The organism is Collinsella sp. An271, from assembly GCF_002159695.1.
Classification (GTDB): Bacteria; Actinomycetota; Coriobacteriia; order Coriobacteriales; family Coriobacteriaceae; genus Collinsella; species Collinsella ihumii.
Genome location: NZ_NFJE01000006.1, coordinates 154,637 through 176,432, shown reverse-complemented (window position 1 = coordinate 176,432; position 21,796 = coordinate 154,637). Strand labels below are relative to the sequence as shown.

Below are 21,796 nucleotides of genomic sequence, written 5' to 3'. Positions count from 1 at the left end.
CGTTGGTCGAATCGGTGAAAGTACGTTGGTGCGATCGGCGGATATACGTTGGCGGAATCGGCGCCGCCCGTTGGCCTAAACGGCGAATCTTAGATTAGCGGTAACAGCGTGGCGCGGGCGGTCCGCGAGGACGTGGAAGCACTACGTGCTCTCCCCCGACCCCGGCTCCCGCGTCGACCTCGCCACCCTGAGGGGGCTCGCCGTCGAGTGGGCGTCGGAGCACTTCCCCGACCACCAGGTCGCCATCGTCTACCACGACGACAACGAGGGGCGCATCCCCCACGCGCACGTCGTGGTCAACAACACCTCGCTCGAGACGGGGAGGAGGCTACAGGTCCCCGACCCCCTCGAGCTCAACCGCTCCTTCCAGCGGCTCGAGGCGGAGCGCGGCCTCTCCCACCTCTCGAACGAGCCCCTCGCCCGGCCCACGGCGCGGGTCAGGCGGAGCCGCGGGGAGCGCGCGGCGGAGGCCCGGGGCGAGAGGTCGTGGGTCGCCGACATCCGGGCGAGGGCCGACGTCGCGAGGGCCCTCGCCGCGTCCCCCGCGGAGTACCGCTCGCTCCTCTCAGCCATGGGCGTCGAGCTGTCGGACGCCGCCAGGAGAGGCCTCAGAAGGGACTGGGTGTACGCCCTCGCCGACCAGCCCTCGCGGCGCATCCGCGGGGAGCGCCTCGGCCTCGACTACGGAAGGGCGTCCGTCTGCGCCGCCGTCATCGGCGGGGCCCCTCCCATCGACCGCGGCGCGGCGATCCGCGCGGCGAGGGGGGCCGTCGCCGTGGACGGCCGCGCGGAGCTCGACCGGCTCGCCGACGCCGCCTCCACCATATGGAGGCGCAGGGCGCGCAGCCTGGCGGCGCTCGACGGCATGGCCGCCGCGGCGGAGAGGGCGGGACGATGCGGGGAGGCGGAGGCGCTCAGGCGCGCCCGCGAGTTCGCCGCCGAAAAGGGCCTCCTCCCCCAGAGGTCCGAGCGGCCGCGGAGAAGCCCCGTCCGCGACGGGGGCGAGGCGGGCCTCCCGTGCCGGAATACGACGCGGGGCAGGAGCCCTGAACGGACCCGAGACGAAGGGAGGGGGCAGCGTTGATCGTCGAGATCGTCTACCGCGACAGGCCCCACAGCGTGTTCGAGGTGCAGCCGCCGGGGCGCGCGGAGGAGTGCGTCGCGACCGAGACCAGGCTGTCGCTCGAACCCGACGGGCTGTGGATCGAGGCGGACCGCTACGAGATGGGCACGGCGGGGGACGGGGCCGCGCCTGTGGCAGTGCGGCGGCGCTGGTGGCGCCTCCTCGCCGCGAGCGCCGAGGAGCTCTCCTCCGCGGAGGCGGTGATCCGCGACGGGAGGACGGCATGGTGGAGGCTCGGCGACGGCTTCGTCGACGACAGGCTCCTCGAGGCGGCGGACCGCAAGTGGTCCGAGCACGGGGGCGGGAGCGCCATCGGCAGGGTCCTCAAGGTCGACGCGCTCCTCGAGCGGGCGAACCCGTCCGCGCCCCTGGAGGAGCGGTGCGCCGCCATGGGGGTGACGCCCGAGACGAGGGACGCCGCGGCGCTCGCCGCCGAGGCTCTCGGGGAGGAGGACTATGAGGATCTTGCTTAGGGCGGCGCGCTGGCTGTTCCGCGCCGCATTCCGCTGGATGTAGTGAACACGCCGCCGCCACGGTATGATTAGCTGGCGGGAGGGGCCGTCCGTGGGGATCGATCGGTTGGGCGGCCCCTCCCGTCGTCCCGACGCGAATCCGTGTCGCGCTCGTCAGATGGACTGTAGCGCCCTCAGCTCCGCCCACTGCCAGACGAGGCGCAACTCAGCACGTTTGATTAAACGGCGCCCGTCCCCCTGCCTCATGATTAAGAGGCAATCAGGAAAGGAGAGGAAATGCCTTCAGCCGCGACGGCCCTGAACGCGGCGGTGAGCTACATTGAGAGCCGACTCGGGGAGCCTCTGAGGCTTGACGAGGTTGCGGAAGCGGCGCATTACTCGAAGTACCACCTGAACCGCCTCTTCTCCTCAGAGGTCGGTACGAGCCTTCATGACTACATCGTTCGCAGGAGGCTCACCGCAGCAGCGCGCCTGCTCATCGAGGGGGAGAGCATCATCGACGTCGCCATGTCGTGCGGCTACGGAAGCCAGCAGGCGTTCAGCTCCGCTTTCAAAGCGATGTACAAGGCGACGCCGGGCGAGTTCCGCGACCGCGGCAGGTACTATCCGCTCCAGCTCAGGGCGGTCGTGGGCGGCAGAACTCACCGCGGCAACAGTGGCGGCTATGTGGTGAGGCTTGCGACGCCGCGGGACGTGCCGCTTTGGATGAGGGTAGTGGCGAGCTCCGTCGACCTCCTCCCCATGCTCGACCCCGCCGACCACACCGCCCGCCTCGCCGGCGCCATCGCAGACGGGAGAGGACTGGTCGCCCTGGACGGCGACGAGCCCGTCGGCGTCGCCGCGACGTCCCCCGACGGGTCTTCCATCGACTGTCTCGCGGTCAGCCCGCGCTACCGGGAGCGAGGCGGATACGAGGCGCTCGTCGGCCGGGTCGCCAAGACGGCCCAGGGGGAGGTCGTAGTGACGACCTTCCGCAAGCGCGACAGGGCCGACACCGGCCAGCGGCGGGCCATCGAGCGCATGGGGTTCTTTGCAGACGAGCTCGTCGTCGATCAGGGGTACCCGGCTCGAAGGTACGTCCTCTCCCCGGCAAGAGGGGATGAAGGAACATGGATCTTCCCATACAGCAGCGACACTGGCGGGCCCGGGCGGGCGTCTTTCTGACGAGCCAGTGCGTCACCCTGTTCGGCTCGAGCCTCGTCCAGATGGCGATAGTCTGGCATGCCACCCTGCTGACGGGCTCGGGCGTGTGGGTCGCCGCATTCTACGCGTGCTCGTACCTGCCGCAGTTCCTCGTCTCGACCTTCGGAGGCGCGCTCGCCGACCGAGTCGGCAGAAAGCTCCTGATTGGCGGAGCGGACGCGCTCATCGCACTCGCGACGCTGCTCGCCTGCCTCCTCATCCCTGAGATTGAGGGGGCGGCCGCCATGCCATCCCTCCTTATGCTTTCCGCACTGAGGTCGATAGGCGCCGGAATCCAGACCCCCGCCGTCGGCGCCGCGATACCAGACATCGTCCCCGACGACGCGCTGCCCCGTTACAACGGCATCAACGCCGCCATGCAGGCCACCGTGCAGCTCGCCGCGCCCGCCGCCGCGGGAGTCCTCCTGTCCTTCGGCGACCTCAGGTCGGTCATGCTCGTCGACGTCGCCACCGCGGCCGCGGGCATCTCGCTCCTGTCGCTCGTGCCCATACCCAGGCCGAGCGGAAAAAGCGAGGCCTCGGCGATCTCCGAGGCGGCCGAGGGCATCCGCTACGCGCTGTCCCGCAGGGAGGTCGCCCTGCCCCTCGGCGTGTACGCAGCCCTCACCCTGCTGAGCATCCCCGGCGGCTACCTCGCGGGCCTCTTCGTCAGCCAGGAGTTCGGGGGCGCTTGGTGGAGCCTCGCCGCGGTGGAGATCGTCGGGTTCCTCGGAATGGCCCTCGGCGGGCTCCTCGTCGGAAGGGTCTCCGCGGCGGGGCGGGGCGTCGTCGCGGCGGGCCTCGGCCTGTTCGGCTCCATGTCCATGGCCATGGCCGCGTCCGACTCGCTGCCCCTGCACCTCGCGCTCATGTGCGTCTACGGGATCGCCCTGAGCGTCACCCAGGCGTCGGTGACGACGATGATCCAGAGGGGCGCCGACCCCGCTATGCGCGGAAGGGTGTTCGGCCTGGCGAGCACCATCTATGCCGGCTGCCTTCCCGTCGGTATGCTGGTAATCGGCCCCGCATCCGACCTCGTCCCACTGCGCGCCATCATGGCGGCGACGGGCGCACTGAGCGCGTTCCTGGCAGCCATCCTCTTCCGACATGGGCCTCGAAACTAATCTTGGCGGGAGGGGCCGTCCGTGGGGATTGATCGGTTGGACGGCCCCTCCCATAGGTTGTCGTGCGTCGTTAATCGCACTTCGGCAAGCGCCCAGACTGTATTTCTACGAGACTCTTGCGCACCCTCTCAGCGGGCCAGTCCCACCACTTAATTGCGAGCAAGCGCTCAATCGTCTTCTCGGAGAACCGGTAACGAATTAGCTTTGCGGGAACCCCTCCCACAATCGCGTAAGGAGGAACATCCCGCGTTACCACCGCTCGGGAGCCGATGATCGCCCCATCTCCAATGGTGACGCCTGCCATTACGACCGCCTCGTACCCAATCCAGACGTCGTTGCCGACGACGATGTCGCCCTTGTTGTCCCACGCCTCCGCAACGTTCCCGACATCGAGCCCCCACTCCTCATAGAAGATTGGGAACGCGTATGTCGAGAGCGATCTCAGGGAGTGGTTGGCGCTATTGAAAAGAAACCGAGCTCCGCACGCTATCGAACAGTACTTGCCAATCGTGAGCCGGTCGTGGTTTACGGGATAGTGGTATAGGACATTGTTCTTCTCGAAAAGCCTCGGATCGTTGGCGAAGTCGTTGTAGATTGTGAAGTCGCCAACAGTGATTGTCGGATCTTTTACAACGTTCTTCAGATACACGGTCTCCCGGTCAAGAGACCGCGGGTAAACCAGTTCAGGATTCATGGTGACCACCTTCGAATTACTGCAAGGAACAACCTTCCGAGCAAAATCGTATGTCTGTCACCGCCAGGGCTCTATATACGAAACGGTACAGAACCGTTATGTAGACGGGCGCGCCGTTGCCGGCGCGCCCTGATGTCATCTCGAGTAGAGAATCTTCTTGATAGCGTGGACGCTTAACCCGTAGCGCTCCGACAAATCGCACAGCGACTCGCCGGACGCCCGAGCCTCCACAATCTCGCGATTCCTCGCGTCGAGCTCCATGCGATAGCCACTGCCCTCGCCCCAGCGGACCTTGTTCGATTCCTCTTTGGGAACATAGACGTAGCCACCCTGAATAAAGCTCTGAAGCTCCCTGACCAACGACTCGGGAAGCAAGTCGCGGGCATTCATGTATTTCATGCAGGCTTCCTCCTTGGTTAGAAACTCACAAGCAGCAAAGCCAGCATCTCCATCACGACGTTATCTACTCCATGCAGGCGTCGTCCCATGCTGGCCCTGCATGGAGAAGGCCTTCGTTGCGCTTCGTCGCACTCACCCCCGTCAGCTCTGTCGCATCAGCATCGAACGCATGATACAGCAGCAGGTGATGGAGAGCCGCTATGTAAGCGTCAGCTGCTTGCGTCCCTAGAAAAGCGCTCCAGGTACGCTACGCCCACAGCACACGGCAGCACAGGGGAGAGCGCCTGGGCGGCGAGGATTCCCGGGTAGCCGAGGGCCGGGACGAGCAGGGTGGCGAGGCCCACGCGAACCACGACGGCGTCGAGCAGGGCGTTCACCGCCGCGAGCCGCGGCGCGCCCGTCGCCTGGGCGAAGGAGTCGAGCGCATACATGGCGGCGTAGACCAGGCTGTTGGCGGAGCAGCAGGCGCGCAGGTAGAGCGCGCCCGCGGCCACGGCCTCCGGGTCATCGGCGAAGAGGCCCACGAGCCGCGGGGCGGACGCCTGCACGAGCAGGACCACGAGCGCCGTGGCCCCCACCGAGACGGCGATGCCGGCCCGGGCGTAGGCGAGCGCGCGCTTCCGGTCGCCGGCCCCCTCGCAGCGCGCCGCGGCGGCCGACACCGCCTGGCCGACCGACCAGACGGGCATCCCCGCGAGCGTGTTGGCCTTGGTGGCCGCCCCCGCGCCGGCGACGACCGCCGTGCCGAAGGCGTTGGTCATGGACGTGATGGCGAGGTACGAGAGGTTCACGACGACCTGCTGGAAGGCCGCCGGCGCGGCGACGCGGGCGAGCGCCGCGAGGTCGCGCGCGACCGGCCGGGCGGGCAGCGCCGAGCCGCGCCTCCCGGCGAGCACCGCCAGGGAGAGCGCCGCGGCGAGCGAGGAGGCCGCCGTCGAGGACCACGCCGTCCCGGCGACGCCGAGCGCGGGCACGAGCGCGACGCCGCCCGCGCAGTTCACCGCGGCGACGGCTACTGCGAGCCACATCGGGGTGCGGGCGTCGCCGCGGGCGCGCATGACGGCGCCGGCGGCGAAGAGCAGGAAGGCGCCGGGCAGCCCCGCCGCCCAGACCCGCGTGTACGCCGCGGCGTCCGCGAGCGCGTCTGCCGGGACGCCGAGCGCGCCGTAGAGCGAGCCGGCGAGGAGCGCGCAGGGCAGCGCGACGGCGGCAGAGAGCGCGAGCGCCGCGAGGAGCGCCGCCCCCTCCGCACGGGAGGCGCCGCGGGGGTCGCCCGCCCCGAGGCGGCGCGAGACGAGCACCGTGGCGCCCACGGAAAGGCCGAGCGAGAGCGAGTTGGCCACGAAGCCGACCATCGTGGCGTTGGCGAGCGCGGCGAGCCCCCGCTCGCCGACGAACGCCCCCACGACGAGCATGTCCACGACCTGGTCGGCGGACTGCAGGAGGTTGGCGCCGAGCGCGGGCAGCGCGAAGCGCGCGAGGTTCGCGGCCGGGCGGCCGCGGAGGAAGTCTATTTCCTTCATCACATGTTCCTTTGCACGATCGAGACAAAAAGGGCCGCGGCAGCAAAGCCGCGGCCCTCGGGCTCGAACCGTGCGCGCACGATAGAATGAGCCGGCGTCTACCAGACGTCGTCATAGCCGTGCGCAGGTTGTGCCGTCAGCTCCTCGCGACTTCCTGCCGAAGATCACGGGGAGCGGTTCCAATCTGGAACTCACCAATCTCGAGGTACAAAGGAGATTCCCTCCATCAATAAGGATACGCGTGCATTCTACTCTCGCGAAGTCCCAAAGACAACGTGCTGGGAATCCCCGCGGAGAGCAATCGGCTGGATGGATGCATCCACCGTAGTCAACCCTTCCGTACGGAGGATAGGGCGGCACCGCGAGACCCCAAAACAAGAAGGGTTAAGGAATCGAATCCTCGCCAACCGTCTCGCTGTCGGTGGGGAAATCGACAGAATCGCATATCGTTTTCGATGCAGTCTCGACTAGTGCCTTAAGGTCCTTGTAGTACTCCACAGCCTTAGGAATCTTCATTATCTCAGGCGAGGATTCTACAGTTAAGGATGTGGGTACCTCGATTGGAGCAAATACAGCGTCATACAAATCGCCCAGTCTCAGCTCTGGATTCTCTAAATCAATAGAGAAGCCCTCCACTCCATCAAATGTGATTTTCCCGTTGCTGAGGACGACGCGAAGTGTCCTGTGCTCCGTAGCGCTTGAGGCGCCTTCTGACGACATCAGCTCCTCCTTCCACCGTATCGGCAACGATTCCGAGAATCGAGTAATCCGCGCACTCGTACTCCAGCGCGCCACTTCTGACCGAAATCCTCCCTGCTCCATCTCTCCCCAGAGCGATGACATTGTCTGCATCGAGGTTCACAACAAACTGGGGATTATGAGTGACAATGATGACCTGTCTCTTCTGTCTCATCTTGGAGAACGCCCGGATGACGTCGTTTCGGATTGCAGTCTGTGATATCTGGTCCTCCGGCTGGTCTACGAGATAGATACCCTGCTTTTCGTCTCCCGCCATCAGGTCGAAATAAATTCGACCATACAACCCGGCAGACGGCTCACTGTCAAGGCCAATCTTCTCGTTCGTTATCTTCCCTCGCTCCGAGATCAAATCAACTGCGGCGTCCAGCTGTCTCTTCATCTCCTGAGCCCACCTTTCGGAGGGAGGCTTGTTCACAGAGAAGCTAGACGCAACCTTTTCCGAGGTGAGGTCCGTCTCGCCCTCGATACCTCTGACAATTATGGGAAGTGGCGTCTTGTTGAAAATACCCCCTAGGAGCGAAATGCAGTAGTCTCGATCGATCTGTTTTATGTTGAGCTCTGAAACAAACTCGAGGTCTCCGACCGGAGTCCTTCCGATTCTCACATTGACGCCCTCGGGGTTCATCGGCTGCGCCTTTCTGTGCAAGCGCAAGGCAACCGCCCTTGCGACCTGGGCAGCCGCCACGTCAAGCTGCTCCCTGTAGGCGTCTCTCGAGTTCTCTTCGTCGGTCTTTTCCTGTTGGAGACGGCCTTTAAGTTCATTGGCGATGCGACGGACAACCCCTCTTTTCTCGTTGTCAAACTTACGGCATGCCATCTCTCCTTGGCCGAGCGCCAGAAGACGATTAAGTGCTTCCACGGCGTCGTCGAGGTCCTTCTCCGCGTCAGGTCCGAGCTTCGAGAGAACCGCTCTATGATTGGTTTTGATAGCAGCAACCTGGTCTCTGACGGATTCAACGGCACCGTTGAAGCCCTCCACATCCTTCGTCTGCTTTGCGCGGAGCGAGCCGGCGACGGCCATTCGATCGGAGACCTCGTGAACCTCGAGCGGAATTATCGTCTCTTTGAGTCGGCCCATGAAGTCGTTGTACTCGACCTTCGAGGCGAGGGCATCCACGCACGATTCGAGATGCCGCTTCAAAGCTCCCTTGACTACGTCGAGATTCACGTGCTCCTGAAAGTAGCGGTCGAATCTGCTGCCCTCTGTCCCCTCGTGTAGCTCCTCAAGTGCCCCACGGATGCTGCCTTGGTCATCGAACCAAAACAGCTGAGAAGGACTAATCCTGCTTTTTACCTCTATCTTTTCGCGCCTGCAGTATTCGCTATATCCCTCTTTGAGGCGCCTGGCATCCTCCCCGTCGCCGTAGAGGCCGGTCAAAACGTGGAGGATCATCGACTTGCCGATCGAGTTGTCCCCGATGACGACGTTGACCCCAGCAGACATGGGAATCGAGCAGGGCTCCCCGTCGATGACGAGGTCGAGGCTGTCCAACTTCGGCGCAGCAGGATTGAAGAACGAAGCGTTTCCGACCTTGATGCGCGATGGGTCGGTAATGGACATGACAAGACCCTCGAACGTCGGGAGGCATTTCAGGGAGCAGAACCCAACCTCGTCCTCCCTCCCGCGAAAGCCGGCTGAGGAGAGCGGGTAGGCGTCCCAGTCATGGCAGTCGCTCCCCAAGACGAACGGGACGTCCGGCTTCGTGTACCGCTCAACCAGGTTCCGCATGTCGACCTCGTTCCGCCTGTTACGGATTTCTACCGCGTCGATGAACTCGGTGAGCACGATCTCGTCGGCACGCTCGGCCCCTAGGCTGCTAACGTCGTTCCTTTGCTCCCTTCCCACGGACTTCTCGTGCCCGATGAGCACCGTGCTCAGGCCGATGTCGCTGAGAATTTGAGAAAAACGTTGCGAAGAAAAGGCGCTCTTGTCCTTGTTGTCGTACTCCGGCCTTCCCCCTGCTGTCTTAGGGATATGGCTGTCTAGAGCCTCGATCAGGTCGTCTGGACCTCGATCGTCGAAGATCGCGACTACGTGAATCGGAGTCGGCCGATCCATGTCGTCCGGGAGGGCGACGGTGAACTCAACGCCCGGAAGGACCTTCCTTAGCGCCCCATGCCCCTCTTTCGACTTCAAGGCGCGGTACATCTCGACGTCGAAGCAATCGTGGTCCGTAATTGCACACATGTTGATGGAGAGCTTGGGATCGCTCATCTTCTCCACGAGCGTTTCGACCCTGTCGGGCGTGCAGCGGGCGAGCGCCTCGTTTCCCGCATCCCGGGTGCGCACACTCGCCGCCGAGTGGATGTGAAAGTCGACGCGTGCCGGCCTTGTCACAATCTTTGGGTCGTCCATGGGCATGTCCCCCGTATGCTCTTGCGCCGTAACTCGGTATTCAGTTTTATTCCCCGAACATTCACGCCCGAATCGGGCAATGAGCCCCCCTATGGTATAATTTGTATTACTTTGACTACCAGAAGGAGCGAACATGCAGCACCGCGCGAGCGAGGAGGACGGGCGCTTCACCGCGCTGACCGCGAAGGTCGGGCCGAAGGGCCAGATCGTGATCCCCAAGGACATCCGCGACACCTTCGGCATCGAGCCGGGCGACACCGTGCTCGTGCTCTCCGACTCCGAGCAGGGAATCGCCCTGAAGCCCGTGAAGGGCAACGAGGAGATGTTCCGGAGGCTGTTCGGCGGGGCGCTCTCGCTGGGAGAGGCCTAGGGCCGGGCGGTCTTCCCGAAGGGGCCACGGCCTCTTTTTTCTTTTGCCGCATAGGTATTACTTGTATTACTGGTTATACCTATGCTATCCTCACGGTACAACAAGTATAACTTGTGCTACCGAAAGGAGGCAGCGATGGAACTGACGGGAGGGGGCGGCGCGCCGCTCCTGAGGGTGGCGGGGCTCCGCAAGCGCTACCCGTCCTTCGAGCTGAGGGACGTGTCGCTGGAGGTGCCCGCGGGCAGGATCGTGGGGTTCGTGGGGCGCAACGGCGCCGGGAAGACCACGACGCTCAGGTGCGTTGCCGGGGCGGCGCGCGCGGACGCCGGGACCGTCGAGGTACTGGGGAGGAGCGCCGAGGGCGACTGGGCCCGCGCCAGGGGGCTCATGGGAATCGTGCTCGGCGGGGCGCTCTACTACGAGACGAAGACGCTCGCCGCGATCGCGGGCGTGTCGTCGCGGATCTTCGACTCGTGGGACGCACGGACCTTCGACGCCCTCGCAAGGCGCTTCTCGCTCGACACGGGCAAGCGCGTGCGCGAGCTCAGCCAGGGGATGCGCGTCAAGTTCGCGCTGGCGCTCGCGCTCTCCCACGGTGCCCGCCTGCTCGTCCTCGACGAGCCCACGAGCGGTCTCGACCCGCTCTCGCGCGACGAGCTGCTCGACCTGCTCCTCGACCTGGTCGCGAGCGGCGAGCGCGGCGTCCTCTTCTCGACGCACATCACCTCTGACCTCGACAAGTGCGCCGACGACATCGTCCACATAAGGCGCGGGCGCGTGGAGGCCGCCTGCCCGCTCGCCGAGTATCGGACGCGCTACCGTGTGGCACCAGCGGAGGAGGCGCGGAGCGCGGGCGCCCGTGTCCTGGGGACGAGGCGAACCGCGTCCGGCGAGACCGCGCTCGTCCCCGCCACGGCGGGGATCGGCGAGGCTGCCGACCTCGAGCAGATCATGACCCACCTGGACAGAGAGGATGGCAGATGAGAAGCAAGGTCCCCGCGCTCGTGGCGAAGGAAATCCGCCTCGTCATGCACCCGATGACGCTCGTGGTGCTCGGACTCTCCGCGCTCGTGCTCGTGCCAAACTGGCCCTACGCCGTCATCCTGCTCTACGCGTGCCTGTGCCCCTACTTCAACGCTCAGAGCGCCCGCGAGCAGCGCGACCTGGACTACGTGGCCACGCTGCCGGTCTCGCGTCGCGAGGTGGCCGCGGCGCGCGTCGCCGCCACGGCGCTCGCGGACGCCGCGTGCGTGGCTCTCATGGGGGCCTTCTCGCTCCTGCGCCCGCTCGTCGGGACGCCCGGGGCGGTCGTCGGCATGCCCCCGAACCTCGCCTTCCTGGGCTTCTCGCTTCTCACCTTCGCGGTCTTCGACCTCGTCTACTACGCGCTCTACTTCCGCGACCCCTCCAGGGTCGGCGTGCCGCTCGTCGCGGCGAGCGTGCCGGCACTCGCGGTGATGCTCGGCTTCGAGGCGGCGCCGTACCTCTCGCCCGCCTTCGCGGAGCTCCTCGCCCAGCCGGGGCTCTCGAACCCCGGGGCGCAGCTCGCGGTGCTCGCCGCCGGCGCGGTCGCGTTCGTCGCGGGGCACCTCCTCGCCGCCCGGCTCGCCGGGAGGGCGTTCGAGCGGGTTGACATCTAGCCGTCGACTGGAGGACATGGGCCGGGGCCCAACCGATCAATCCCCACGGGCTCCGGTCCGCCAGAAATTGAAGACGCCTCGCCGAGGTAGCTCACAGGAACCTTGGCGAGGCGTTCGTCATGACGATATGTCAGGCGGTCATCCTATTTCGAAGCCCTGTCCCTCCGGTCAGCGTTGCCCGCCGCCACGCAGCACGCGTAGGCGACGAGCGTGACCGTCGAGGAGAGGACCGCGGCGACGGCGCAGGCGATCACGGTCTCCATCGCTTCCCTCCCCTCGCATGGGCCTTGGGGCGGCGGGGTCCGAGCAGGGCCGCGCCGGCCCCGGCGCGGCGGCGGGAGCCGAGGGCGATCACGACGTTGCCGTCGTCGACTCGTCGCGCTCTCCCGCGTGGCACCTCAAGGCGCGCTGCGTGCGGCGCGTGCGCGAGCTCGGCGAGGGCGCGCCGGCGGTGCGGCTCACGCTGGGCTCGGTCGAGCGCACGACGTGGGCGGCGTCGGCCGACGTTGCGGCGCGCGTGACGGCGGTCGAGGAGACGGCGGCCGCGGCCTCCGACACGGTGGCGTCCTACGAGGACCTGGGGAGCGAGGAGTTCTGACATGGCTGAGACGAGCACGTTCGCGCTCGCGGGCGACGGCCTGCGGCAGGTGACGTGGGACGAGTGCGACGCGCCGCTGGGCGGCCGCTTCACGGCGTCGCCTGCCGACGCGGAGGGGCGCGGGCTCGCGCTCACGGTGGCGCGCGGCGGCGAGGCGGTGGACCTCACGGGCGCCACGGTGTACCTGCTGTGGCGGCACCGGGAGCGGCGCGTGCGCGGTTGCGAGCCCTTCGAGGCGGTGGACGCGGAAGCCGGCAGCTTCCGAGTCTTCTGGCCCGCCGCGATGGCGTGCGCCGAGGGCACGGTGGACGCGCAGGTGATGGTCTGCCAGGACGGCGAGGCGATATCCACGCTTCCCTTCTCCGTGCGCGTGGCGCAGGCGCTCACGGGCACGGGCGAGGGCGGCGACGACGGGTACTCGCTGTTCCTGGAGGCAATCGAGAAGTTCGAGGGCGCGGACGCCCTCATCTCCGACGCGGTGGCGAAGGCGCAGCAGGCGGCGGACGTCGCCGCCGAGGCGCTGGAGGACGCGCAGGGGGCGTCGGGCGCGGTGGCCGCGGCGAACGCGGCCGCGAGCGCGGCGAACGCCGCCAAGGAGGGGCTGCTCGCCGCAGCCGAGCGCGGTGACTTCGACGGGGAGCCCGGCGCCCCGGGCGCAGACGGCGAGGACGGAGCCCCGGGCTCGGACGGGCAGGACGGCGCCGACGGCATGAGCCCGACCGCGAAGGTCGAGCAGACCGAGGCGGGCGCGGTCGTCACCGTGACCGACGCCACGGGCACCACCACGGCGACGCTCACCCACGGCTCCAAGGGCGACAAGGGGGACGACGGCGAGAAGGGCGACAAGGGGGACCCGTTCACCTACGCCGACTTCACGGCCGAGCAGCTGGCGGCGCTCAAGGGCCCGAAGGGCGACCCCGGCGAGGACGGGGCGGACGGCGCCGACGGCCAGGACGGGGCTCCCGGTGCCGACGGGCAGGACGGCGTGAGCGTCACCCACTCGTGGAGCGGCACGGTGCTCACGGTCGTGAGCGCGAGCGGCACGAGCTCGGCCGACCTCAAGGGAGAGCAGGGCGAGAAGGGCGACCCCTTCCTGTACTCCGACTTCACCGAGGGGCAGCTCGAGGCGCTGCGCGGCCCGCAGGGCGTCCAGGGCGCGCCGGGCGCGGACGGCGCGGACGGCGTTGATGGCCAGGACGGCGCGCCGGGCGCTGACGGCCAGGACGGTGTGAGCTGCACGCACTCGTGGTCGGACTCCGTGCTGACCGTGACGAGCGCGAGCGGGACGAGCTCGGCCGACCTGCGCGGCCCCAAGGGCGACCCATTCGAGTACTCCGACTTCACATCCGGGCAGCTTGAGACGCTGCGCGGCCCACAGGGCGCGCCCGGGCAGGACGGGCTGGACGGCCTGGACGGCGAGGACGCGCAGATCGTCGGGGCGACCGCGACGGTTGACGCCTCCACGGGCGCGCCCTCCGTCACCGTGACGCTCGGCGGCACGCCGGGCGCGCGCACCTTCGCGTTCGCCTTCTCCGGCCTCAAGGGCGAGACGGGAGAGCAGGGGCAGAAGGGCAACCCCGGCGAGGACGGTCAGGACGGCGCAGACGGCGCGCCGGGGGCGACGCCCGACCTCTCGGCGTACGCGACGAAGGAGTACGTGGCGCAGCAGATCGCGGCGCTCGACGACCTCTCGGAGGTTGAGTTCTGATGGCCATGGGGACGATCGGCAAGGACGTATTCACCGACATCGCCAACGCCATCCGCGCCCAGAACGGCGAGACGGACACCTACCTGCCCTCCGAGATGGCGGCGGCGGTGCTCGCGCTCGACGGAACGAGGGATGGCGCGCCGTTCCAGGCGGCGGGCTCCACGGGCACGGGGGTGATCTCCGACTCCGTGTTCGACGCCATAGCCGGCGCGATTCGCGCGCAGAACGGGCTTACCGAGACGTACAGGCCGAGCGAGATGGCGCCGGCAATCCTCGCGCTGACATGGGACGTGGGCGTGAAGATGCGCGCGATACTGCTCGCCGACGGAACGCTCGAGTTCAACTACCGCGACGGGCGCTCCTCCGACGTGCCCGGCGCGGTCATCTTGGATGCCTGGGAGGTTGATGCCGCCGGGTACTCCTCCGCGAGCGCGCGACCTTGGGACGACGTGAAGCTGGACGTCACGCGGGTGGGGTTCGACTCCGACTTCTCACAGGGCGGGCTCACGAACGGGAACCACTTTTTCTCAGGGTTCGGGAGCCTGGTCGAGGTCGAGGGCTTCGAGGAGATGCAGGGCGTCGGGAGCTTCAACCAGGCGTTCTCGGGGTGCGCGTCGCTCGAGACGATCTACGCGACCGAGTGGGCTCCGAGCTCGAACCCGTCGGGCAGCCTGCCGTTCTACAGCTGCGGGCGGCTGGTGGGCGGCGGGGGCTACGTCCCCGACTCGACGGCAAGCGTCTCGCACCTCACCCTAAACGAGAACGGCGTGCTGACAGATCCCGCTGCGGACGCGCGCGACTGGTTCAACTGCTACCTCTACGACGATGGGGAGCTGGTCCTCACCGCCTCCGCCACGCCCGCGACGGGGCGCACGCTGGTCACGGGCGGTCACCTGTGTGCCCAGGCGCGCTACGACTCGGTCGGGTACCAGCCGTGGTACGACCATCGCGACGACGTGGAGGCGGTCGCGATTGCGGCCGACATGGGCACCTTCGACGAGGTGAACACGAACTACTGGCTCTACGGCCACCAGTCGGTCGCCGAGGTCTCGGGCATGGGGAACCTCGGCGGTGTGCGCCAGATGCACCACACCTTCAACAGCTGCGACGCCCTGACCGAGATCGGCCTCTCGGGCTTCGACCCGTCCTCGCTCGAGAGCCTGGACTACACCTTCGGCGGCTGCAGCGCGCTCGTGACGATCTGGGCGGACGCCGACTGGGCGCTACCGGCAGGCGTCTCGGGCTTCCAGACCTTCTACCAGTGCACCTCGCTCGTGGGCGGGGCGGGGACGACGTACGCGAGCTCGCGAGCGGGCTACCAGTACATGCGGATCGACGGGGTCGGGGGCGCCGGGTACCTGACGGTGAAGGCAGCCACTTAGCCCGGCACCCCTCCGGCGCGTGCGGCGCCTGCGCCGCATGTGCCGGAGGGGTGGACGCGCCGCCGGATTCCGCTGGGGATGAGCCCGCCTTGCGGGCGGCGCGAGGGGCGGGGCTTTTCGAGTTGGCTATTCGTCCTCTTGGCCCCAGTATTCTTCGTGCGAGTCATAGATGTTCGCTGAGGAGATGCTGTTCTTATGCCCGCACTCCGTGCATTTCCATATGTACCTGTGGTCATCGAATCCTGGTTGGGTGTTGAGGTACGCACCGCATCGATCGCAGTACCAGTCGACGTCTGGGAATCTATCGCTCATCCATGCCCTCCTCTTTTCGTTGTGCCTTCTTACGGACATCTATTTCCTGGATGTGGTGCTAATTAGTCTCCGTAACGCTCGTTCCAGCAATCGATACACATCGTCCTGCCGTCTTGCTCGGTTATAAACGTTGCAAGGTATTCTCCTCCGCATATAGGGCATGTGTAGAACACCGCGTCTCCCGAGTCCTCGTAGGTGTGCTGTTCAAGGGCATCGTAATTAACATTCTCGTCGTAGATCACATCGTCCATCGCATCCTCCAAACCGAGTTTCTTTGTCCCATATTCTTCTGAGCACCTTTTTGAAGTGCCTGCCATTTGATTATTCATTCATTTTACCTGCTAAATGATGCATTTGTGACCGTAGCGGATACTCCTTTCCAGACGGGACGAGCCTGTCTGGAAAGGGGGTGCGTATGGAGTCGGTAATCGCTGCGCTGGTGACAGGCGTCCTCACTCTGATCGGCGTGCTCGTGTCTAACTCGCGCAGCCGCGCGGTCATGGAGGTGAAGATCGACAACCTCACGAGGCAGGTCGAGAAGCACAACTGCCTGATCGAGCGCACCTACGCCCTGGAGCAGGACGTCGCCGTCGTGAAGACGGAGATCGAGAACCTGAGGAAGGTGAAGTGAGTGAGCGAGTTCCTGACGAGCAACGAGTGGCCGTGGCGGCTGGCGCGCACGATCGTCCAGGGCGTCCTGGGCGTCATCGTCGCGAACGTGGACATGCTGGTGGGCTGCGCGGTGCTGGAGCCCGCGTGGCGCGCCGTGGCGGTGGCGCTGGTGATGGCGGTGCTGTCGCCTGTGATGGCGGAGCTGGGCGCGGGAGGCAACGAGGGGAAGGAGCCCTCCGATGAGTGACGAGGCGACCATGGAGCCGACGGCCGAGCAGCTGGCGGCGATCGAGCAGGGCCCCGAGGGGGCGCCGGACGACTTCGAGGCGGAGGGCGGTGAGGGGCTGTGAACATCGTCGAGTTCATCCAGGCGAGCGGCGCGAACTACACGGCGGGGCGCGGCGGCCGCGCCATAGACGGCATGGCGGTCCACTACACCGCGACCTCGGCGAGCGCGCACAACAACCTGGTGTACTTCTCGCGCCCCGGAGCGGGGGCCTCGGCGCACCTCTTCGTGGACAAGGACGGCGCCATCCGCCAGTCGGTGCGCCTCGAAGACACCGCCTGGGCGGTCGGCGACTTCGCCGAGAACCAGCGGACGGTCTCGGTGGAGGTCGTCTCCGCCGGGGAGGACTTCACCGACGCGCAGGTGGCCGCGCTGGCGGAGATCTACGCCTACCTGCGCGCGACCTACGGCATCACGCGCGTCATCCGCCACTACGACGTGACGGGCAAGCGCTGCCCGGCACCCTACGTGGACGCCGGCAAGTGGGCGGCGCTCAGGGCGCGCATCACGGGCGGCGGCTTCGGCGCTGCCGCCGGCGGCGGGAACGGCGGCTCTGCGCCGTCGGGCTCGGTCGCCGAGCTCGCGCAGGCGGTCATCCGGGGCGACTACGGCAACGGGGACGCGCGGCGCGGCGCGCTGGGTAGCCGCTACGACGAGGTGCAGGCGGAGGTGAACCGCATCCTGGGCGGGGGCTCCGCCTCGGGAGGCTCCTCCTCGGGCGGCTCAGGGGCCGACATCGAGGCGCTTGCACAGGCGGTGATCCGCGGCGACTACGGAAACGGGGACGCACGACGCGCCGCGCTGGGTGCGAGCTACGACGCCGTCCAGGCGCGCGTGAACGAGATCCTGGGCGCTGGCGGCTCCTCCTCCGGGGGCTCCGGCGGCGCCGACATCGAGGCGCTCGCGCAGGCCGTCATCCGCGGCGAGTACGGCAACGGCGATGAGCGCAGGCACCGGCTGGGCTCGCTCTACGACGCCGTGCAGGCTCGTGTGAACGAGATTCTGTTGTGACGCGGGAAGACGTCGCCTGGGGCGTGGCTACGGCGCTGGCGATGCTGCTGTGTCTGTGCGTGCTGCCGTTCCTGCCGCTGCTCTGGCTGGTCGGCAGGCTCGATTCGTAACGTTCTGTCACTTCACAAAGGTGTTCACAAAAGACGGGGCCGTACCAGAATCGACTTCTGATACAGCCCCTTTTTCTCGCCCCGCTCGCCGCCAGGGGCTTCCCAGCACGCGTGACCTCCCTGTATAATGGTTTCGTGAAGAGGCTGTGAAGCCTATCGGACATCAGCATGCGAAGGGCCCGAGGCGACGTCCTTCCTGCCTTTCGCGAGGCGCGGCGCGCTGCCGCCGCGCCATGACGGGAGGCACCAAATGAAACAGCGAATCGTATCCATCCTGCTCACCCTGGCCATGTGCCTGTCCCTGCTCCCCGCCACGGCGTTTGCGGCGGAGGGCGATAAAACCATTATGCTGGGGACAAGTGGGATCAGCGGCTATGACAGCACAAACGGCTACGACTATATCTATTACGGCAACTGGTCTGCGCCGGACAACTACACCACTTCCGGCCCTATCAAATGGCGGGTTTTGGACGACCAGACCAACACAGGGGAAACCGGCCTTTTCCTGCTCTCCGACGGACTGCTTGGAACAGGCTATTATGGCGGTGTATATTTCGATAACACAAGCCCGTATAGCAACACATGGCAGGGCAGCGACGCGCAGGCGTGGTGCAATACCTTTGCAAGCAGTAATTTTTCCACAGGCGAACAGGGCGCGGTAATTGCAACCACGAAAAGCGACGAGGCGTTTACAAGCAGCACAAAGAGCGTTCCGTTTGCAGCGTCTGAAAATATCCTGAACGAGGACAAGGTGTTTTTCCTCTCGGCGCAGGAAGCGGAAAACGGCGCATACGGTTTTGCCAATGATAACGCACGTATTGCCAATTATGGCGGCAGCGCCTGTGCGTGGTGGCTCCGCTCGCCTTACGCCGGCTATACGGACGGTGCGGGCGCGGTCTACGGCTATGGGTATGTGGACTTCATCACCGTGAACGATGACTGGGCTGCTCGTCCCGCTTTTAATTTAGATCTGACATCTGTCCTCTTCACATCTGCCGCCGCAGGCGGCAAAATCCCCGCCGCTTCCAGCGGCGGTAATCAAGGCGGCGAAGCCGGCGACGCGATTTTTGAAATTGGCGATTATGACGGCAGCGAATGGAAACTGACGCTTTTGGATAATAGCCGCAATTTTGCCGTAACGGAAGAAGCCGCCAGCGGCAAGCCCGGCGATACCATTACGCTCAATTACACCGGGGCGACCACCGGAACAAATGAATATATCTCCGTTATCATTGCGGATAGCAGCGGCGCACAGTATTATGGCAGAGTGGCGCAGCCGGCCGAAGCAAGCGGCACGGCGGAGGTCACCATTCCCGCCGGCCTCGCGGCGGGAACCTATACCCTGTATGTGTTCAGCGAGCAGTACAACGGCGGCGAACAAGACGATACCAAACTGACTGATTACGCCAGCGCGTTTGAAACGGTTGCACTTACCGTTTCCAGCGATACCACCGCGCCCACGCTGACACCGGGCAGCGCGACCCGCAACAGCGACACCACCGCTACGGTGAAGTTTACCAGTAGCGAAGCTGGCACCTATTACTATGCAGTCGTGGAAAGCGGCGATACCGCCCCGACCATAGACACCACCGGGGAGGGAACTTCCTGCATCAGCGGTGAGCAGACCATTTCCCTTACAAGCCTTTCGGGTGCGGGCGCAAAGGATATTTACATTGTGGCGAAAGACGCGGCGGGGAATGTCAGCCAACCGCTGAAAATCACCATACCCGCCTATATCGCACCCAGCTACGGCATTTCCGCGTCCCCGGCTGCGCTGAACTTTGGCAGTAAAACGGTAGACTATACGGAAGCCCCCGCCGCGCAGACGGTAACGCTCACAAATACGGGAAACCAAAATGTAACGGTTGATCTGCCTACCAGCACGAACTACATTATTACAGCGGGAGAGGGCTTTACGAATGATACCGCCACCCTTGCCTCAAATGGTACGGCTGCCTTTACCGTCCAGCCTAAAACCGGGCTTGGCGCGGGCGACTATTCCGAAACGCTTACCATTTCCGGCAGCAACGGCACCAACGCAAATGTGCAGCTTTCCTTTGCCGTAACGGAAACTGCCCCTGTTACTTATACCCTTACGGTTGAGTTAAAGGGCGGCAGCGGCAGCACAACAGGCGGCGAGTATGCCGAGGGCGCAGTTATCCATATCGACGCAGGAAGCCGCAGCAATTACCGCTTTGACAGGTGGACTTCCTCAAACGGCGGCAGTTTTGCCAGCGCTTCCAGCGCAAGCACCACCTTTACCATGCCCGCAGTCGACACAACGATTACGGCAAATTGGCGGTACATCGGCGGCGGGACGACACCCAGCAATCCCACCAAGACCCCCAGCCAGCAGGCCGTGGACAAGATCGAGGACGCCAAGGACGGCGACACCGTGGAGATCGCCCTCCCCGCCGGCCAGACCACGCTGGACAAGGAGGTGTTCGAGACGCTGGCGGGCAGGGACGTGACCCTGGAGGTCAGCGTGCCCGGCGGCGCCGTTTGGACGGTGCACGGGACGGACATCCCCGAGAACGCCGCCCTGGTCGACATCGGCATGGGCGTGTCCATGGGCACCAGCACCATCCCGGTCGACCTGATCAACGCCGTCACCGGCGAGGTCGGCACGGTGCAGCTCACCCTCCAGCACGACGGGCCGTTCGGCTTCACCATGACGCTGACCGCCCCCGTGGGCGCGGAGAACGCGGGGCTCTGGGCGAACCTCTACCATTACGACGAGGACGCCGGGAGGATGGCCTACCGGTCCTCCGCCGTGGTGGGCGCCGACGGCAACGCGTCCCTGCCCTTCGACCACGCCGGCCAGTACGCCCTCGTGCTCGACGACAAGAGCCACGAGCTGCCCTTCACCGACCTCGAGGACGGGGCGTGGTACCTGGACGCCGTGGGTTACGCCTACCGCCACGACCTGATGGGAGGCTACGGCGGCACGTCGCTCTTCGGGCCGGACGACGGCCTTCTGCGCGAGCAGGCGGCGCAGGTCGTGTGGAACCTCATGGGTGAAGGCGACGGGTCCAGGCCCGCCGCGCCGCACGCCGACGTCGCCCAAGGCCAATGGTACTCCCCGGCGGTCAACTGGGCGGTGGACGCGAAGGTCATGGACGGCTACGACGCCGACACGTTCGGCGTGGGCGACGCGCTCACCCGCGAGCAGTTCGCCGCCGTGGTCGCGAAGGCGGCCGGCGCCGACGTCTCCGCCGCGGACGCCGCATCGCTCGACGTGTTCTCCGACGCGGAGGACGTCAGCGGCTGGGCCGTCCAGACGATGGCGTGGGCCGTGGAGGCCGGCGTGATCGAAGGCGTCGAGGGCGAGGACGGATCCCGCTCGCTCGACGCGACGCGCGCGCTCACCCGTGCCGAGATGGCGGCCATGGTGATGAACGCCGTCGACAAAGGCGTCTTGGCCTTGCCCTCCAAGCAGAACGCCTGAAGCAGCTCGCCTATGGTGCCGCTCTGAGGGGTCGTCCGCGGCACCATAGGCACCCCTTCCCATTCGCCGCCCGCGCACGCCGCTGCGGTTGCGTAGCGGGCGGCGCTTTGCGACGCGCAACCGCGATTGCGGCGGCGCTTCCCGGATGTTCATCTCGTCGTTCGCAGCGTTTCCTTTCATCGTCGTCGCGGCGTCGTCGTGCGCGTGCCTTCACGTCTGCAGCGTCCAGCGTGGTCTTGCCCTCGACGGCCATGCCCTTTTGTCTTCGCCTGCCGAGCGCGAGGCCGTGCCCTTCGACGACCGAGCCTGGTCGCTTTCCCATTCGCCAGCCTTGTGCCCGCGTCGGGTCGAGGGCGAGACGCCTTCGACGTCGTCCCCTCCGCGCTCTGCGCTCGGAAGCGTGATGGCGCCTGGGTGGGCTCCGCGATGGACGAAGACCTCCTTCCCTCGAAGGCGTGCAGCCAATCGATCTGACGTTTGGACGCTACAGCACGAAGCTGTCTCCGCGCGGCGTATCTTGGGAACTTTTCCAACCGGACGTTCCGTATTCGCTGCGCTTCCCGTTTCGAAAACTTCTACGCCGCCAACGATACGGACAGCTCTGCGCGAGCTGACCGATATCGACCAGCCCAAGATGCTTGCACTGCGTCGCTCTCGCACTGTCCGGACGCGCCCGTCAGATGAAC

At 66.1% G+C, this 21,796-nt stretch carries 20 protein-coding genes; 14 read left to right on the top strand and 6 right to left on the bottom strand.

What is annotated here, in order from left to right; all coding sequences use genetic code 11:
• Positions 1-145 precede the first annotated feature (145 nt).
• From B5F74_RS07260 to B5F74_RS07245, 4 genes are all read left to right on the top strand, one after another.
• A complete protein-coding gene (locus tag B5F74_RS07260; protein ID WP_087201235.1) occupies positions 146-1,084 on the top strand; it encodes a relaxase/mobilization nuclease domain-containing protein in 939 nt (312 codons plus the stop codon).
• Positions 1,085-1,128: 44 nt separating this feature from the next.
• Complete coding sequence (locus B5F74_RS07255) at positions 1,129-1,596, top strand: hypothetical protein (protein ID WP_143753824.1); 468 nt, start codon at positions 1,129-1,131, stop codon at positions 1,594-1,596.
• 276 nt (positions 1,597-1,872) lie between these two features.
• Complete coding sequence (locus tag B5F74_RS07250) at positions 1,873-2,760, top strand: GNAT family N-acetyltransferase (RefSeq protein WP_087201232.1); 888 nt, start codon at positions 1,873-1,875, stop codon at positions 2,758-2,760.
• Positions 2,706-3,902, top strand: a complete 1,197-nt coding sequence (locus B5F74_RS07245) for an MFS transporter (RefSeq protein WP_087201230.1) — start codon at positions 2,706-2,708, stop codon at positions 3,900-3,902. The genes B5F74_RS07250 and B5F74_RS07245 overlap by 55 nt, the downstream gene beginning before the upstream one ends.
• A 70-nt stretch (positions 3,903-3,972) precedes the next feature.
• On the opposite strand, the gene B5F74_RS07240 is transcribed toward B5F74_RS07245, so the two are convergent.
• From B5F74_RS07240 to B5F74_RS07225, 5 genes are all read right to left on the bottom strand, one after another.
• On the bottom strand, positions 3,973-4,596 hold the full coding sequence (locus B5F74_RS07240) for a CatB-related O-acetyltransferase (protein WP_087201228.1): 624 nt from the start codon (positions 4,594-4,596) through the stop codon (positions 3,973-3,975).
• Between the two features lie 135 nt (positions 4,597-4,731).
• A complete protein-coding gene (locus tag B5F74_RS07235; RefSeq protein WP_087201226.1) occupies positions 4,732-4,995 on the bottom strand; it encodes a CD3324 family protein in 264 nt (87 codons plus the stop codon).
• A 209-nt stretch (positions 4,996-5,204) separates the two neighbouring features.
• Positions 5,205-6,518 carry an MATE family efflux transporter gene (locus B5F74_RS07230; protein WP_087201224.1) on the bottom strand — a complete coding sequence of 438 codons (1,314 nt, stop codon included), beginning with the start codon at positions 6,516-6,518 and terminating at the stop codon, positions 5,205-5,207.
• A 384-nt stretch (positions 6,519-6,902) separates the two neighbouring features.
• On the bottom strand, positions 6,903-7,238 hold the full coding sequence (locus tag B5F74_RS12220) for a hypothetical protein (RefSeq protein WP_143753823.1): 336 nt from the start codon (positions 7,236-7,238) through the stop codon (positions 6,903-6,905).
• The gene (locus B5F74_RS07225; RefSeq protein WP_143753822.1) at positions 7,159-9,633 is read right to left on the bottom strand and encodes a PHP domain-containing protein; all 2,475 of its coding nucleotides are present in this window, start codon (positions 9,631-9,633) and stop codon (positions 7,159-7,161) included. The genes B5F74_RS12220 and B5F74_RS07225 overlap by 80 nt, the downstream gene beginning before the upstream one ends.
• 133 nt (positions 9,634-9,766) lie before the next feature.
• Here B5F74_RS07225 and B5F74_RS07220 point away from each other — a divergent pair, with 133 nt between their 5' ends.
• From B5F74_RS07220 to B5F74_RS07195, 6 genes are all read left to right on the top strand, one after another.
• Positions 9,767-10,003: an AbrB/MazE/SpoVT family DNA-binding domain-containing protein gene (locus tag B5F74_RS07220; protein WP_087201220.1), complete on the top strand. Its 237-nt coding sequence runs from the start codon at positions 9,767-9,769 to the stop codon at positions 10,001-10,003.
• Positions 10,004-10,138: 135 nt separating this feature from the next.
• Entirely contained in the window at positions 10,139-10,987 is an 849-nt protein-coding gene (locus B5F74_RS07215) for an ABC transporter ATP-binding protein (RefSeq protein ID WP_158095721.1), read from the top strand.
• On the top strand, positions 10,984-11,643 hold the full coding sequence (locus tag B5F74_RS07210) for an ABC-2 transporter permease (RefSeq protein WP_087201216.1): 660 nt from the start codon (positions 10,984-10,986) through the stop codon (positions 11,641-11,643). Before B5F74_RS07215 ends, B5F74_RS07210 begins: the two co-directional genes overlap by 4 nt.
• Before the next feature lie 280 nt (positions 11,644-11,923).
• Complete coding sequence (locus B5F74_RS07205) at positions 11,924-12,241, top strand: hypothetical protein (protein WP_087201214.1); 318 nt, start codon at positions 11,924-11,926, stop codon at positions 12,239-12,241.
• 1 nt (position 12,242) lies between these two features.
• Positions 12,243-13,949, top strand: a complete 1,707-nt coding sequence (locus tag B5F74_RS07200; protein WP_087201212.1) for a BppU family phage baseplate upper protein — start codon at positions 12,243-12,245, stop codon at positions 13,947-13,949.
• Positions 13,949-15,331 (top strand): hypothetical protein, encoded by a 1,383-nt coding sequence (locus tag B5F74_RS07195; protein ID WP_087201210.1) that lies wholly within the window; start codon positions 13,949-13,951, stop codon positions 15,329-15,331. The genes B5F74_RS07200 and B5F74_RS07195 overlap by 1 nt, the downstream gene beginning before the upstream one ends.
• A 374-nt stretch (positions 15,332-15,705) precedes the next feature.
• Here B5F74_RS07195 and B5F74_RS07185 read toward each other — a convergent pair whose 3' ends face one another.
• Positions 15,706-15,894: a hypothetical protein gene (locus tag B5F74_RS07185; RefSeq protein WP_143753821.1), complete on the bottom strand. Its 189-nt coding sequence runs from the start codon at positions 15,892-15,894 to the stop codon at positions 15,706-15,708.
• Positions 15,895-16,058: 164 nt separating this feature from the next.
• Between B5F74_RS07185 and B5F74_RS07180 the strand changes: the two genes are divergently transcribed.
• From B5F74_RS07180 to B5F74_RS07165, 4 genes are all read left to right on the top strand, one after another.
• On the top strand, positions 16,059-16,274 hold the full coding sequence (locus B5F74_RS07180; protein WP_087201204.1) for a hypothetical protein: 216 nt from the start codon (positions 16,059-16,061) through the stop codon (positions 16,272-16,274).
• Positions 16,275-16,502: an alanine racemase gene (locus tag B5F74_RS07175; RefSeq protein ID WP_087201202.1), complete on the top strand. Its 228-nt coding sequence runs from the start codon at positions 16,275-16,277 to the stop codon at positions 16,500-16,502.
• 99 nt (positions 16,503-16,601) lie between these two features.
• The gene (locus B5F74_RS07170; RefSeq protein ID WP_087201200.1) at positions 16,602-17,552 is read left to right on the top strand and encodes an N-acetylmuramoyl-L-alanine amidase; all 951 of its coding nucleotides are present in this window, start codon (positions 16,602-16,604) and stop codon (positions 17,550-17,552) included.
• Between the two features lie 360 nt (positions 17,553-17,912).
• Positions 17,913-21,110, top strand: coding sequence for an S-layer homology domain-containing protein (locus tag B5F74_RS07165; protein ID WP_087201198.1), 3,198 nt, complete (start codon positions 17,913-17,915; stop codon positions 21,108-21,110).
• Positions 21,111-21,796: the final 686 nt, after the last annotated feature.